Origin of the sequence: Crocosphaera chwakensis CCY0110 (assembly GCF_000169335.1) — a bacterium.
GTDB classification, from domain to species: Bacteria; Cyanobacteriota; Cyanobacteriia; order Cyanobacteriales; family Microcystaceae; genus Crocosphaera; species Crocosphaera chwakensis.
In genome coordinates this window covers 67,554-82,771 of sequence record NZ_AAXW01000003.1, presented here as the reverse complement: position 1 = coordinate 82,771, position 15,218 = coordinate 67,554, and the positions used below count along the sequence as shown (strand labels likewise).

The 15,218-nt window shown below is 36.5% G+C and carries 14 protein-coding genes and 1 other RNA gene; 9 read left to right on the top strand and 6 right to left on the bottom strand.

The window, feature by feature from the left end; translation table 11 throughout:
* Positions 1–185 precede the first annotated feature (185 nt).
* The 7 genes from CY0110_RS29160 to rnpB all read left to right on the top strand — a co-directional run bounded on the left by CY0110_RS29160 (position 186) and on the right by rnpB (position 7,555).
* Positions 186–2,681: a GGDEF domain-containing phosphodiesterase gene (locus CY0110_RS29160; protein ID WP_008273726.1), complete on the top strand. Its 2,496-nt coding sequence runs from the start codon at positions 186–188 to the stop codon at positions 2,679–2,681.
* A gap of 92 nt (positions 2,682–2,773) precedes the next feature.
* Positions 2,774–4,132 carry a 16S rRNA (cytosine(967)-C(5))-methyltransferase gene (locus CY0110_RS02665; protein ID WP_008273725.1) on the top strand — a complete coding sequence of 453 codons (1,359 nt, stop codon included), beginning with the start codon at positions 2,774–2,776 and terminating at the stop codon, positions 4,130–4,132.
* Positions 4,133–4,200: 68 nt separating this feature from the next.
* The gene (locus CY0110_RS02660) at positions 4,201–4,623 is read left to right on the top strand and encodes a tellurite resistance TerB family protein (RefSeq protein ID WP_008273724.1); all 423 of its coding nucleotides are present in this window, start codon (positions 4,201–4,203) and stop codon (positions 4,621–4,623) included.
* A 152-nt stretch (positions 4,624–4,775) separates the two neighbouring features.
* A complete protein-coding gene (locus CY0110_RS02655) occupies positions 4,776–5,483 on the top strand; it encodes an NYN domain-containing protein (RefSeq protein WP_008273723.1) in 708 nt (235 codons plus the stop codon).
* A gap of 10 nt (positions 5,484–5,493) precedes the next feature.
* On the top strand, positions 5,494–6,000 hold the full coding sequence (locus CY0110_RS02650) for a GNAT family N-acetyltransferase (protein WP_008273722.1): 507 nt from the start codon (positions 5,494–5,496) through the stop codon (positions 5,998–6,000).
* Positions 6,001–6,020: 20 nt separating this feature from the next.
* Positions 6,021–7,187, top strand: a complete 1,167-nt coding sequence (gene corA, locus CY0110_RS02645; protein WP_008273721.1) for a magnesium/cobalt transporter CorA — start codon at positions 6,021–6,023, stop codon at positions 7,185–7,187.
* Positions 7,188–7,201: 14 nt separating this feature from the next.
* Positions 7,202–7,555: RNase P RNA component class A (gene rnpB / locus CY0110_RS27860), an RNA gene on the top strand.
* Positions 7,556–7,578: 23 nt separating this feature from the next.
* Here rnpB and CY0110_RS02640 read toward each other — a convergent pair.
* Positions 7,579–10,425, bottom strand: coding sequence for a cation-translocating P-type ATPase (locus tag CY0110_RS02640; RefSeq protein WP_035798360.1), 2,847 nt, complete (start codon positions 10,423–10,425; stop codon positions 7,579–7,581).
* Positions 10,426–10,708: 283 nt separating this feature from the next.
* On the opposite strand from CY0110_RS02640, the gene CY0110_RS02635 reads away from it, so the two are divergent.
* Positions 10,709–10,921 (top strand): type II toxin-antitoxin system HicB family antitoxin, encoded by a 213-nt coding sequence (locus tag CY0110_RS02635; RefSeq protein WP_008273719.1) that lies wholly within the window; start codon positions 10,709–10,711, stop codon positions 10,919–10,921.
* 96 nt (positions 10,922–11,017) lie between these two features.
* On the opposite strand, the gene CY0110_RS02630 is transcribed toward CY0110_RS02635, so the two are convergent.
* From CY0110_RS02630 to CY0110_RS02615, 4 genes are all read right to left on the bottom strand, one after another.
* Positions 11,018–11,770 (bottom strand): dehydrogenase/reductase SDR family member 11, encoded by a 753-nt coding sequence (locus tag CY0110_RS02630; protein ID WP_008273718.1) that lies wholly within the window; start codon positions 11,768–11,770, stop codon positions 11,018–11,020.
* A 112-nt stretch (positions 11,771–11,882) separates the two neighbouring features.
* A complete protein-coding gene (locus tag CY0110_RS02625; RefSeq protein WP_035798311.1) occupies positions 11,883–12,092 on the bottom strand; it encodes a hypothetical protein in 210 nt (69 codons plus the stop codon).
* Positions 12,093–12,389: 297 nt separating this feature from the next.
* Positions 12,390–13,007, bottom strand: coding sequence for a gamma-glutamylcyclotransferase (locus tag CY0110_RS02620; RefSeq protein WP_008273715.1), 618 nt, complete (start codon positions 13,005–13,007; stop codon positions 12,390–12,392).
* A gap of 80 nt (positions 13,008–13,087) precedes the next feature.
* Positions 13,088–13,744 (bottom strand): cofactor assembly of complex C subunit B, encoded by a 657-nt coding sequence (locus tag CY0110_RS02615; RefSeq protein WP_408605566.1) that lies wholly within the window; start codon positions 13,742–13,744, stop codon positions 13,088–13,090.
* 210 nt (positions 13,745–13,954) lie between these two features.
* On the opposite strand from CY0110_RS02615, the gene CY0110_RS02610 reads away from it, so the two are divergent.
* Positions 13,955–14,533, top strand: a complete 579-nt coding sequence (locus CY0110_RS02610) for a hypothetical protein (RefSeq protein ID WP_008273713.1) — start codon at positions 13,955–13,957, stop codon at positions 14,531–14,533.
* 27 nt (positions 14,534–14,560) lie between these two features.
* Here CY0110_RS02610 and CY0110_RS02605 read toward each other — a convergent pair whose 3' ends face one another.
* Positions 14,561–15,100 carry an O-acetyl-ADP-ribose deacetylase gene (locus tag CY0110_RS02605; RefSeq protein ID WP_008273712.1) on the bottom strand — a complete coding sequence of 180 codons (540 nt, stop codon included), beginning with the start codon at positions 15,098–15,100 and terminating at the stop codon, positions 14,561–14,563.
* Between the last annotated feature and the right edge of the window lie 118 nt (positions 15,101–15,218).

Below are 15,218 nucleotides of genomic sequence, written 5' to 3'. Positions count from 1 at the left end.
TTACATGATATAAACATAATCTTTACATAAAGAGTAATACGATTAACGACAGAAAATAGGTTAGTTATGTTAGTCTATAGTTAGATTTTGCAGATAAAAATAATTTAGATTTAGAGTTTATTCCCTCTTTCAACATCTTCTGCCTTCACTATCAATTGTATTAAATATAGTAACTGAGAAAGTTTATGGATCATAGCCAAGAAAATATAAAAAGAGAAATGTCTAAAAAAATAAATAAATACTATCAATCAAGGGTAGAAAATTTGACTGATTTGATAAGTTTCCATACTGTAGAAGGCATTTACTTATATATTTCTACTTCCTGTCAGTCTTTGTTAGGATATAATGCTCAAGTTTTTATTGGGCAATCAGCAGGATTCTTATGCCATCCCGAAGATTACGATGTCATTAAACAATTTTATGAACAACTAAAACAACAATGGAATATTGACCCAATTACTTATCGCATTCGTCATAATTTAGGACATTATATATGGTTAGAAACCTCAGCAAAAGTTATTCCTAATCAAGATACAGGGGAGATTGAAGAAATTTTTTGTACTTCCCGTGAAGTTACTAAACGAAAACAAAATCAAGAATATTCTAAAAGTTATCAACAACCTCATACTTTTATTTTAGATAACTTACCTGACTTAGTCACAACTCATACACCAGAGGGAATTTACCAATACGTTTCTCAAGTTTCTCATCAATTACTGGGCTATTTTCCAAAAAGTTTAATCAATCAACCTATCGCCTCATTTAGCCATCCTCAAGATTGCGCTTTAATTAAACAATTTTATCAAGAATTACAACAAAAAAAATCTTTAGCCTCAGTGACTTATCGTATGGTTCATAAAAAAGGACATTACCTATGGATAGAAACCGTCGGAAAAGCGATCGTTCATCCACAAACAGGAGAGATTAAAGAAATATTATGTGTGTCTAGGGATATTACGAAAAGGAAACAAATAGAAGAAGCTTTAATTCAAGCAGAACGACAATATTATAAGATTTTTGAAAAGAGTAATCAAGGGATTTTTCAACTGAGTCCTGAAGGTTATTTTATAGATGTTAATCCAGCTTTAGCACAACTATACGGTTATGATAGTCCTCATGATTTATTAGATAACATTAATACTCAGACTAATCAATTGTATGTTGAAGTTAACAACTATGATCATATTCTAAATCTTTTAAAAACCGACGGAGAAATCATAAACTTTCCATCCCAAATCTATCGTAAAAACCGAGAAATTATTAATATCGAAGAAACAATTTGGGGGATTTACGATCAGTATGGAAAAGTTCTTTATTATCAAGGAACTGTTCAAAAATTTGAGAACAAGATTTGCCAAAAAGAAGAATCAACAGGAATTAATTTAAGAGATCCTGTCACTAACTTACCGAATCGTCAATGGTTCTATGAACATTTACAAAGCATTGTATTAGATTCTCTAAATTTCCCTAATAATTCTTTAGGAATTGTTATTATTCATGTAGATAGCCTTCAGCTATTACACGAAAGTTTAAATATTACTCAAGATAATAATTTACTTATTCAAATAACAAAACGATTGCAAAGTAAATTAAGACCAAAAGATATTTTAGCAAGACTGGAAGAAGATGAATTTGTTCTCTTGGTGAGAAATCAATCAATACAAGAAATTATTTTAATCGCCAAACAAATTTTAAATATTAAAGATCATTCTTTTGATATCAACAACAATAAAGTATTTATTAATATTAATATAGGGATTAATTTCAATAATGTTGACTATAAAAAACCCGAAAGTATGATTAAAGATGCCCGATTAGCTATGTATCAAGCCAAAGCTGAAAAAAAAGAAAATTATGCTATATTTAATCCTAAAATAAAAGCAGATGCTTTAGCTCGTATTCAATTAGAAACTGACCTAAGACAAGCGATTAAACATAAAAAACTTTCCCTATATTATCAGCCCATTGTAGAATTAAATACAGGTTATTTAAGTGGGTTTGAAGCCTTAGTCAGGTGGCAACATCCCCTAAAGGGTAATATTTCTCCTGTTGAATTTATTCCCATTGCTGAAGAAATTGGTCTGATCAGTTATCTGGGATGGTGGGTATTAGAACAAGCTTGCTATCAACTACAAATATGGCAAAATTTAAACACAAAAGCAGGACAATTAGTTATTAATGTTAATGTATCAGCAGAACAATTAAAAGAAGAAAATTGGCATGAAAGATTAAATTATTTATTACAAAACACTGGTATCGAAGGAACACAATTAAAACTAGAAATTACCGAAAGCTGCTTATTAGAAACTGTACAACACGAAACCCAGAGAGTCGGACAGTTAAAAAACCTAGGATTAGGATTATGTATTGACGACTTTGGAACCGGTTATTCTTCCTTAAGTCGGTTACACGAATTTCCCATTGATACTTTAAAAATAGACCGTTCTTTTATTAGTAAATTAGGAATTTCTGATAAAGCTATTGTGCTGATGATTATTAACTTAGCCCATACTTTAGGGATGAATGTAGTAGCAGAAGGGATCGAAACTCGTGAACAATTTAATCAATTACAGGGTTTAAATTGTGAATTAGGACAGGGCTTTTTCTTTGCTCAACCCATGACCAGCGAACAAGCAACCCATTGGGTAATGCAAGAAATTAGAAGTCGTCGCGAGTCCTAAATTCGGAGTTAATACGTCCTACAAAAATTGGTCTTAAAACCCTTGATTTTCTGGTCACAATTCAGGAAACTATATTAAACCCTATTGTAAAAATGTCTCTTACTAAGAAAAACACGAATGCCCGTCAACTAACCTTAGACATTTTACGACATATCGACCGACAGCATACTTACACCGATATTGCCTTAGATCGGTCTTTAACTCAAAATAATCTTAATCCTAGCGATCGCAGTTTATGCACACAATTAGTCTATGGTATTGTCCGTCATCAACGAACCTTAGACACCTTAATCGATCAACTGGGAAAAAAAAAGGCACAACAACAACCCCCGGACTTACGGCGCATTCTTCACATTGGACTGTATCAATTAAGATATCTCAATCATATTCCTCCTTCTGCTGCGGTTAATACCAGTGTCAACCTCGCCAAAGATTATCAACTAAACCGACTTTCAGGGGTCGTTAACGGCATTTTACGGCAATATATTCGTAAAAGTAAAGAGAGTCAAGATCCTTTAATATTACCCTCTAACCCCATTGAAAAAATTGCCATTCAATATAGTTTTCCCAACTGGATGATTGAAACTTGGGTCAAACAATGGGGAGAAGAAACCACAGAAAAATTATGTTATTGGTTCAACCAAACTCCAACCATTGATATTCGTATTAACCCTTTAAAAACGACCCTACAAACCCTAGAAAACCAACTCATCGAAACAGGGGTTAACGTCACCCCATTGCCTCCTTTTCCTTGTACCTTAAGACTACAGGGAAAAATAGGAACCATACAAACCTTACCAGGGTTTCATGAAGGCCACTGGACCATACAAGATAGTAGCGCGCAACTGGTGAGTTATTTGCTAGATCCGCAACCTGGAGAAACCATTATCGACGCTTGTGCGGCCCCAGGAGGAAAGACCACCCATATTGCTGAGTTAATGGGAGATCAAGGCACCGTTATCGCTTGTGATCGCACCCCTTCCCGTCTCAAAAAAGTGCAACAAAACGCCCAACGGTTACAATTAAACTCCATTCAAACTATTTTAGGAGATAGCCGTCATTTTACTCAATTTATTGATCAAGGCGATCGCGTCTTAGTAGATGTTCCTTGTTCTGGGTTAGGGACTCTTCACCGACACCCAGACATTCGCTGGCGACAAACCCCTGAACAAATTCAAGAATTATCCCGTTTACAACAAGAAATATTAACCCAAGCAGCCCAATGGGTCAAACCGCAAGGAACCCTTGTGTATGCCACTTGTACCCTCAACCCAACAGAAAATCAACAAATTATAGAAACTTTTTTGACCCATCATTCCCATTGGACTATAGAACCCCCTTCGGTTGATTGGCTTTTTTACCCCTTTGTGACATCATCAAAGTGGATACAAATTTTACCCCACGAACATCATACCGACGGTTTTTTTATGGTGAAGTTAAAGAAAGGTTGAGAGAACATCTATTTACCTTAAAAATATTTCATCATAAAGATAGAGAAAAAATACAAGAGTGATTAATAATGAATACTCAAACTCAGAAGAAACAACTGCTAAAAATTCTCATTGGTGCAGCTTGGATTGATGGTATTATTCAAGTAGAAGAAAGAGATTATTTAAAACGAATGGCCCAGACTCATGGTTTATCTGAAGATGTGGATCTTAAGTCTCTTTTATCAGAATTAAAACCAGTTCAACCCAATCAATGTTATCAGTGGCTAGAAGAATATTTAGGAGATAACCCCACCATCCATGACTATCAAGAATTATTAGAAACTTTGAGTGCTTTAATTTATAGTGATGGGGATGTTCAAATGCAAGAAGCACAACTTTTAACTAAATTACAATTACTTGATCCCGCTCAAGAATCTCCTAAATCTGCTTTTGACAAAATTCTTAAAGCGATTCAAAAAGTTTACAAAAAAGCAATTAATCAAAAGCTTTAATTTTAAAAATCTGACAAGAGTAAAAACAGCACTTTTCTAAAATCTGAACTAAGATAAAACTAGAAATTAGAAATAGCTAGGAAATTTTTGTTCATCTTCATCTTAATCAATATTCATTAACCTGATAGTTAAAAAACTGCTAATCAATTAATATGAAAACCATAGAGGATGGCTCCAGTAATGTGCGTTTAGCAGTTTTAATCGATGCTGAAAATGTCAGTGCAAATATTATTGAACCTTTATTACAAGAAGTCGCTAAATATGGAACCGCTAATGTAAAAAGAATATATGGAGACTGGACGAGTAATCAATTAAATAGCTGGAAAAGTAAACTTAATAAATTAGCACTTCAACCCATCCAACAATTTCGATATACAACAGGAAAGAATGCAACTGACAGTGCTTTGATTATTGATGCAATGGATTTACTTTATACTAATAATTTTGATGGATTTTGTTTAGTCTCTAGCGATAGTGATTTTACTCGTTTAGCCTCTCGGATCAGAGAATCTGGGCTTATTGTTTATGGTTTTGGAGAAAAAATTAAAACACCAGAAGCTTTTGTTGTTGCTTGCAGTAAATTTATCTATACTGATATTTTAGCTCATCAACAACCCTCTGGAAATCAAACAATAACAACAAATAAAAAATTGTTAGAGTTATTGAAAAGTGCTTATGATTCTGTAGCCAATGAGGAAGAATGGGTTCACCTTGGACCTTTTGGCTCACAATTAACTAAATTATCTCCCTCATTTGATTCCCGAAATTATGGTTATAAAAAGCTAAGTGAATTAGTGCAATCAGTCGATATTTTTACTATCAAAAAAACTCGATTTCATTTGATGATAAAATTAAAATAGGAATGATAATATGGATAAAATAAGACTAGCAGAATTAGAAGACTTAGAAGATATTGTCGAGATTTATAATAGTAGTATTCCCAGCCGTATTGCGACAGGAGATTTACAAAAAATAACAGTAGAAAGCCGATTAAAATGGTTTCAAGAAAGAGACAGTAAACATTATCCAATTTGGGTAATAGAAAATGATAATAAAGTAATAGGTTGGATTAGTTTACAACATTTTTATGGTCGTCCAGCTTATAAAAGTACGGCAGAAATCAGTTTATATATTGCCCAAAGTCATCGCAGTAAAGGAATAGGGAAAAAACTCCTAGAATATGTAATACAAGAAAGTCCAAAACTAGAATTAACCACTCTACTTGGATTTATTTTTGCTCATAATCAACCCAGTTTAAATTTATTCAAAAAATATAACTTTCAACAATGGGGATACTTGCCAAAAGTAGCTCAATTGGATAATATCGAAAGAGATTTGATTATTATGGGACTACGTTTAGATTATTCAAAAATATAATAGATAACTGAAAAGAAATTATGACTCAATCACCAATTACAGAACACCAAATATTAAACCCGGAAGAACTAGAAAAAGAAGAAGAGTCCGATTATTTTGATTACTTTTTTGATGAACCTGGTAGTGAACCAGGAAAGTTAAATATAGAACCAGATGCTAAACCTTCTCGTATCGTTTTAATCGATTACGATGGGTCTCATGCCATTCGGAAAGTAGATGTTACACCCAAAGCTTTAACCCCCTATTTAGGAACTAATACGATTTCTTGGATGGATGTTCAAGGGTTAGGAAGTGAAAGAGTTCTTAAACAAATTGGTGATATTTTTAAACTGCATCCTTTATTATTAGAAGACGTAGTTAATGTGCCTCAAAGACCTAAGCTTGAAGACTATAACGAACAATTAGTCTTAATTGTTCAGATGGTTCGGCCTAATGCTAATGAAGAAGGATTTGAAAGCGAACAGGTGAGTTTTGTTTTAGGCAATAAATATTTACTGACCTTTCAAGAAGAAGAAATCGAAGATTGTTTTGATATTGTTAGAGAAAGAATTAGAGCCAATCAAGGGAAAGTTAGACAACAATCGGCTGACTATTTAATGTACTTGCTGTTAGACTCTATTATTGATGGTTATTTTCCCGTTTTAGAAGATTATGGCGATCGCATCGAAGATATAGAAGATGAATTAGCTATGTCTCCAAATACCAATCAATTAAAAGAAATTTATGTTATTAGGCGGGAATTATTAGCTTTACGTCGTGCCATTTGGCCTTTAAGAAATGTTACCAATATGTTAGTGAGAGGAGAAAGTTCTCTAATTAGTTCCGAAGCACAAATTTATTTTCGAGACTGTTACGATCACGTGATTCAAATCTTAGATATTGTCGAAACCTATCGAGAATTAGCCTCTTCTTTAATGGATGCTTATCTATCTTCGATGAGCAATAAAATGAACGAGGTCATGCAAGTTTTAAGCGTTGTTTCAACTATTTTTATGCCGTTAACCTTTATTGCCGGGGTGTATGGCATGAACTTTGAATATATGCCGGAACTTAAGACCCGCTGGGGCTATTTTAGCTGTTTAGGCTTAATGGCTGCGATCGCAGGAGGATTAATCTTTTTCTTTTGGCGTAGAGGTTGGTTTGAACCCTTTTCCCGTCCTAACATCCCTTTGTCTAAAAAAGATTAAAATAGAATTAGAAAAGAGTTGGCGAGAGAGTTGCGGATGGGTCTGTTGAATCCATTCGAGGAAAGTCCGGACTCCCGAAAGACCAGACTTGCTGGATAATTCCCAGTGCGCGTGAGCGTGAGGATAGTGCCACAGAAAAATACCGCCTCTTTACTCAGAGGTAAGGTTGCAAAGGTGTCGGTAAGAGCGCACCAGCAGTATCGTGAGGTACTGGCTCGGTAAACCCCGGTCGGGAGCAAGGTCGGAGGGGCAAAGGTTGGTCTTTTCCCTGTCCCGTTTTAGGTGTACCGCATGAGGCGTTTGGTAACAAACGTCCTAGATAGATAACTCTCCATTGAACAGAATCCGGCTTATGTCCAACTCTTTTCTTTCAATTGTCATTTACGATAAATTAATGTTTAATTTTTCGATAAAGTCGTAAAACAATTTTTTCCATTTCTACCCAAACAAACATCAAACTACTAAACAGTAAACAAATCGCTAATTGTTCTCCTGTTAATATCGTAGTATTAAAGAAAGCCCGTAATGGAGCCACATAAACTAACATTAATTGTAGGATAGTGGTAACAATAACGGCTCCCCAAAGATAAGGGTTAGAAAAAGGATTCATTTCAATAGCTAAACGGGTGGTAGAACGAGCAGCGATCGCATGGCCCATTTGAGCAATACATAGGGTAGTAAAAACCATTGTTTTCCAACTGTCAGGGTCATTGCCAGGTTGTTGAGACTCATTGAAAGCCCAAGCCATCAAAGCAATGGTAATAACAGAGAAAACAAGACCAATACGCACAATATAAAACCCCAAACCACGGGCAAAAATACTCTCTTTAGGACTAAAGGGGGGTCGTTCCATAATATGGGGATCAGCCGGTTCGACAGCCAAGGCTAACGCTGGTAAACCATCGGTAACGAGGTTCATCCAGAGGATTTGCAGAGGAATTAAAGGAACCCCAGACAGTCCCATTAAAGGCGCTGCTGCAATAGTAATCACTTCCCCCACATTACTGCCCAAAATGTACTTAATAAAATGGCGAATATTGCTATACACCACCCGTCCCTCCTCCGTTGCAGCGACGATGGTGGCAAAATTGTCATCCAGCAAGACCATATCACTAGCTTCCTTGCTCACATCCGTGCCGGTAATGCCCATAGCGATGCCAATATCCGCTTGTTTGAGAGCTGGAGCATCATTTACCCCGTCGCCGGTCATCGCGACAAATTTGTTGCGCTTCTGTAAGGCTTGGACAATACGTAATTTATGTTCAGGAGACACACGAGCGTAAACACTGACGGTTTCTACTTCTTGTTCTAACTGGGATTGAGATATCCTTTCTAACTCCCGTCCCGTCAAAACGTGATCCTCTGGTTGTACAATACCCAACTGTTGAGCGATCGCTTGTGCAGTTAATTGATGGTCTCCTGTAATCATAATGGGACGAATACCAGCAGCTCGGCATTTTTCCACCGCCGTTTTAACTTCGGGCCTAGGTGCATCCATCATTCCCACTAACCCTAACCAAATTAAACCTTGTTCGGCCTCGTCTCCTTCGGTTGCGTCAGGGATTTGTTTTAGGGGTTTATAGGCGAACCCTAACACCCTTAAAGCCCGCTTCGCCATGCCATTATTGCCTCGTAACACCTGTTCTCGATGTTCTTGGGTTATGGGTTGAACCCGTTCCCCTTGCTGATAATAGTCACATCTTTCTAGAATTAATTCGGGGGAACCTTTGGTTAATAAAAGATAATCATCATCTGGTTGACTTTGCCAACTGGGCCAGCGATCGCTGGTTTGGTTAGCTTGACAAATAATACTCATGCGTTTGCGTTCGGAGGAAAAGGGAAATTCTCCGACCCTTGCATATCGTTCTTCTAACTTCGACTGTTCGAGTCCTGCTTTGCCCCCTAACGCTAATAATGATCCTTCGGTAGGATCTCCGATAATTATCCAGTCTCCTGATTCTTGGGATAAATGGGCATCGTTACATAACACCCCTGTCAATAATAAAGCTTGTAATCCCCCATACCGACTACAGCGAATACTACTTTTTGCCTCGCTACAAATAAATTCTCCAACAGGTTCGTATCCGTTTCCTGTGACTTGATAGTTCCCTTCGAGGGTTTCCACCTCTTGAACCACCATTTTATTTTGGGTGAGGGTTCCTGTTTTATCCGAACAAATTACATTGACTGATCCTAAGGTTTCAACCGCCGGGAGTTTACGAATTAAGGCGTTACGCTTAACCATGCGTTGGGTTCCTAAGGCTAAGGTAACGGTAATCACGGCTGGTAAGCCTTCCGGAACCACTGCAACGGCCATACTCAAAGAGATTTCAATTAATTCTTGTAGTAGTCCCCAACCAGCCCTAAGTACCCCACCCACAACGACCACCGCAACCAAAATCAACGAACCTGTAACTAAAACGTTCCCTAACTGGGTCATCCGTTGCTGTAAGGGGGTGTCTTCTGTTTCCACCGATTGTAACATTTCGGCGATTTTACCCAGTTCTGTGTCCATTCCTGTGCCGGTAACCACCACTTTTGCCCGTCCCTGGATCACTTCTGTTCCGGTAAAGACCATATTTGTGCGATCGCCGATAGGGGTTTCTTCTTCTAATCCTTGGGTTAAAGCCTTTTTTTCGACGGCGTGGGCTTCTCCAGTTAAAGCCGACTCACGAATTTGCAGATGAGATTCTTCTATAATTTGACCATCAGCACAGAGAGTGTCTCCAGCTTCAACTAAAATAATATCCCCAGGGACTAAGAAGGGTGCATCCACTTCTTGACGTTTTCCATCCCTAATCACTTGTACTTGGGGGGAAGATAGCTTTTTTAAGGCTGCGAGGGCTTTTTCAGCGCGAGTTTCTTGTAAATAGCCTAAAAGTCCGTTTAAGATAACAATAGAGAAAATGGCGATGGTATCCTTAAAAGGAAGTCCGCTTCTGGCAGTGCCACTGTTTCGTAATTCAACTATATCTAAAATACCAGAAATAATCGCCACCACGATCAGCATAATTAACATGATGTTAGTAAACTGATCGAGCAGTATTTCCCAGTTACTACGGCCTGCAGTTTCTTCTATTTCATTAGGGCCATAATGCCGTTGTCTTTGACTCACACTTTCTGTGTCTAAACCCATTTGAGGGTTTGTTCCCAGGCTGTCTAGGGTTTTGGCCACAGAGTAAGTATGCCAAGATTGTTTCTGTTGGGGTAAGGTATGGGCAGAATAGGATCGGGTCACAGGAACAAAGGTCAATTATATAGTCTACTTCTCTTGATTCTACTGTTAACTTTCTCAACTGTTACGCTTTATCACGAAATTGTAAAATGTTTTTCTTTTTCTTGACTTAAATCTTTAAATAATCTTAAATTATTTGTTAATAATTAAGTTTCTACAACTTAGCGGTAATAATGGTTTGGTTCATAGTTTATCTTTCGGTTAATCTACAATACTATGATTAATTATAAATCTTCATTGTGTAATATGCTAACCTCGATATAGACCTAGATGTAGTTTAAGTAACATGAATCAAACAATTGTCTTTGAAGTTTCCCAAGAAGAAGATGGTGGATTTGTTGCAGAATGTTTGACTGAAGAAATCTTTACTCAAGGGGATAATTGGGAAGAACTGAAAACTAATGTGAAAGAAGCTGTCAAAGGTTACTATTTTGACCAGCTTACTGTTCCTAATATTAAGTTACATCTCGTTAAAAATGAAATTTTAATGATGTCATGAAAATCCCTAGAAATCTTAAGGGTTTATCTTTAGCAGAAGTTCTTTGTCGTTCATGGGACTATTAATTAATAATTATTTGATGCTTAACTTCAAAACTTAACTTTTCTGTTGAGTGGGACGCAATAAAATATCGTGAATTTGTACATAGTCGGGTTGGGATAAAATATAGTAAACTGCGTTAGCAATATCTTGAGGTTGCAACACTGGAAAACGACTATAAAGTTCTTGGGCTTTTTCCTTATTATTGTTATATTTTTCAGCAAATTCTGTCTCAACAAACCCCGGACTAATAGAGGATATCTTGATATTTTTATTGGCTTCTCTTAATTCTTGTCGTAACCCTTCTGTTAAGGCTCTTACTGCGTATTTACTGGCAGCATAAACCCCACTATACAAAGGGACACGATGACCAGACATGGAACTAATATGAATAATATGACCTTCGTTGCGATCGCTCATATCTTTGATTGCTTCACGGGTACAGATACATAAAGCTAATACATTCACTTCTAACATTTCTCTCCATGCTTCTGTTTCTCCTATCATTAAGGGTTCTTTATGTCCTAAACCAGCATTGTTTATTAATACATCAACCCCACCCCATTTATCTCTAATGGTGTTAAACATATTCATAATTTCTGCTTCTTGACGTAAATCAACTTTTAGAGATAAAATTTTGCTATTTTTTTCTCGTAATGTTTCTGTTAGTTTATTTAATTTCTCTTGACGACGCGCACACACAACTAAACGATAATTTTCCTCTACTAAACGATAGGCGATCGCTTCTCCGATCCCACTAGATGCACCAGTAATTAAAGCTATTTTTGACGTTAATTTTTTTGTAATCATTTAATGTTTTTAAAAATACGAATTTTAAGTAAATGTTAATCAATATGTAAAATGGTAACAACCAATCGCAGCATTTCCAAAAAATTTATCTCTTTTATTTTTTTTGTGCATACTAATTAACCAATACACTGATAATTTCTTGATAAGATGTTTGTTGTTTTTTTGCTTCTACTTTAAAAAAGCGAATAGTTTCTTCATTTAACTCTAAAGTCACTTTTACCTTGCTTTTCTTAGGAATTGGTTCTTCAGGAGATGATAAAAAATCTTCAACAACTTCCCCTACTTCCATTGGTTCATTCGTGTAAATGATTTCTTTGTTCATAAAATTTTCGTCCTTTTCGCCAATAACCTGTCCCAAAAATTCTAATTTTTCCGTTTCGATAAGTAAAACGCACGGTTATAATTTCTTGATTCACTTTACCAAGACAATAAAATCGTTTTTCTGTGACACTATGAGCTCAGTGTTCTAAAATAATAAGATGGGTATCAAAAAAGCATATTGAGCTAATTCAAAAGAAAGGCCATGTTTTTCTAAATTTGCTTAGTTTTTGCTTTCATCCCACTCAAAATTGCTCTCCATCGCCACAGATACTTTTATTTTATCTCATCATCTCAAATTTTATGCACACTCATCAACAGCAATTAATGACTTTTGTTGTAATTGTAATTGATACATATGATTGAACAAATTCCAGCAATATTCTTCAGAAAGTCCACAGGTAACAGCACCCCTTAATACTACATTCAAATACCAATCATTAGGGGCTAATTCTTGGGGTAATTTATCGATGACAACATAGGTTCTCACATTAGTATAAACCTGTCCTTGACTGTGGATGGTTACATATTCCCGACGATAACCATTACGGGGAACTTCTTCTCGTTCATCGAGGCGATCGCTAAACCGCCAAGGTAGTTGATACAGTACCCCTTCTACTTTAGCATTGGCATCGGGAACCACGTCTAAAGCCCCACAATTACGGCGCAAAGAACGACGATAAAACCCTAAACGATAGCCTTCTAACACTGCTGTTCCTATCACATACTCATGGGTATTTTCCCCAAAAGTCCGTTTTAAGTCCACTGGACACATACACGATCCATAAGCAAAATAGTAAAATGAAGACTCGGATGTCTCTTTGGGTTGCCAGTAACTTTTATTGTGATGATGATAGGCAGTATAATCAGTTCCCATCTCAGTTGCCATAAAAGTAGAATTGTTAGGAGTGTGATTCATGGTTCATCATGGGGTTAGGGGTTGGCCATAGATAGTCGACAATGATTGTAATTTTAATGTTCCCTTTAGAAACTTTCCTGTTACAATTTGACTGAGCTTAGCTCAGTTTCTAAGGTCAAAGTTAGTTTATCGGCAATACCTTCGATCCAGTTTTCGTCTTGTTTAGTATAACTTCGAGGCACATTCGCCCCTAAAATCATCGCCCCACGGTTTCCCAAGGGTTGACAAATTACCCCTTGTGTGTTTAAGGGTAGATAATCAAATTCAATTTTTCCTGGATAAAGGTTTAAATTAACCAGATAAATGGGTTTTTGGGTCTCTAGAACCCGTTGCAAAATTTTGCCTGGAGTTACCTGGGCATTAGGACCCAAGATACCTCGGCGTAGTAATACTGTATCCTGATAATACACGACTAAAGATCGAGTAACGGTATTAGTTAATACCAGATGAGAAGCCCAAGCCAATTCTGTTTTGATAGAATCAGGGAGATTAGGGTTAAATTCGATACCTTCTTCTCCTTCTAAAATAACTGCATCAGGCGATCGCGGTTGAATCTGTTGCCAAATTAATCCGACTAAAATTAAGACACCACTTAAGATTACTCCCAAAACATCGGATCTTGCTTGAGACTCGGTTAATTGTACCGTCATTAAACGATTGATTAACAATAGAATACCCCCTAAACTACCAGCAAAGAGGGGAATTAATCGTAAAATTCGATTAGGATCTGATTTCATAATAGATTGAAAACAATGATGTTGAGGATCGGATTTAATTATCGCTATATTTTTTTCTAAGATAAAGTTTATTGTTGCCTTTTTAGGTAACAATTGGATAAAATCTAAACATAAAAGTTGACATCTGATTTTTAATCTGCTGTCTTTTCGTGAAAACAGTTTAATTTGTAGTAAAGTAGGACGAACTCATATCGTTCTCATCCTTAATCTATGACTATAGTGACACACCTTACCTTAACATTCAATTATTTAGGCGCATTTTTGCCTATCGATAGCGTTTTTTCCACTCAAGGCATCATGGTGATGTTATTAGCTGCCTATGGCTTAGCTATGTGGATGTTTCTGACTAGCGCGCCCAAAGTTTACACCATCATGGTATCTGATATGGAGGTCGCTCGACAATTTTATGAGGGTTTATTGCAGTTAAATGTGGCTGATGTTCCCCTTCATTATTATTATAATTACGAACAAACTTTGGGCACGGCAGGAGTCGATCCTTTTTATATGACTGCTACCCCCACCGCTACAGCAACCAGTAACTATGGGGCCGGGGATGGACTCTGGTATCAATTGAAAAAAAATACCCAGCTTCATATTATCGGAGGAGCAAGTTATGGCTCAAAAAATCAACAACGCCATGTGTGTTTTGATAATGAATGTTTAGAAGATATTTTGTTAAGGGTTGAGTCGAGACGATTAAAGTATAAAGTTCGTCGTAGAAAACCCCTAAATTTTTTGGTTAAGGATATTGATGAAAGAATTATTGAAATGGTAGAAGTGAAAAATTAAACTTAAACGGGGTGAAACAAACTCACCCTATTTTTCTGGCAACATTTCTAAGATAAAGCGTTTATAACAATCATAAGAATCTAGACTAAAACAAACAAAAATAACCTGGTGAATGGTCGTATTTCCTTGTAAAAAATTATTAACGGTTTGAATGGCGATCGGGGTTGCTAACTCCATAGGATAACCATAAACTCCTGTACTAATAGCAGGAAAAGCAATGGTTTTTAAGCGTTTTTCTGTAGCAATTTCTAAACAGCGACGGTAACAACTCGCCAATAACTGATCTTCTTGATGATTACCGCCACGCCAAATAGGGCCAACGGTGTGAATAACCCATTTTGCTAGTAATTGATAACCCTTGGTTATTTTAGCATCTCCCACATTACACCCGTTTAGGGTATGACATTCTTCTAATAATGCTGGTCCGGCTGCTTGATGAATGGCCCCGTCAACCCCTCCTCCTCCTAATAATGATTCATTGGCAGCGTTAACAATAGCATCAACCCCTTGCTGAGTTATGTCTCCTTGTATGGCGATAACCTTTTTTGATGTTCCGTTTGAACTCATAAAATTCTCCTAGTATTATCTAGAGTTTATCACTCTTTTTTATTGAGGATTTTTTATGAATTATTATTATAAATTGTTTCTAATCAAAATTAACTAGCCAAATTTCCCCTCTTTTGGG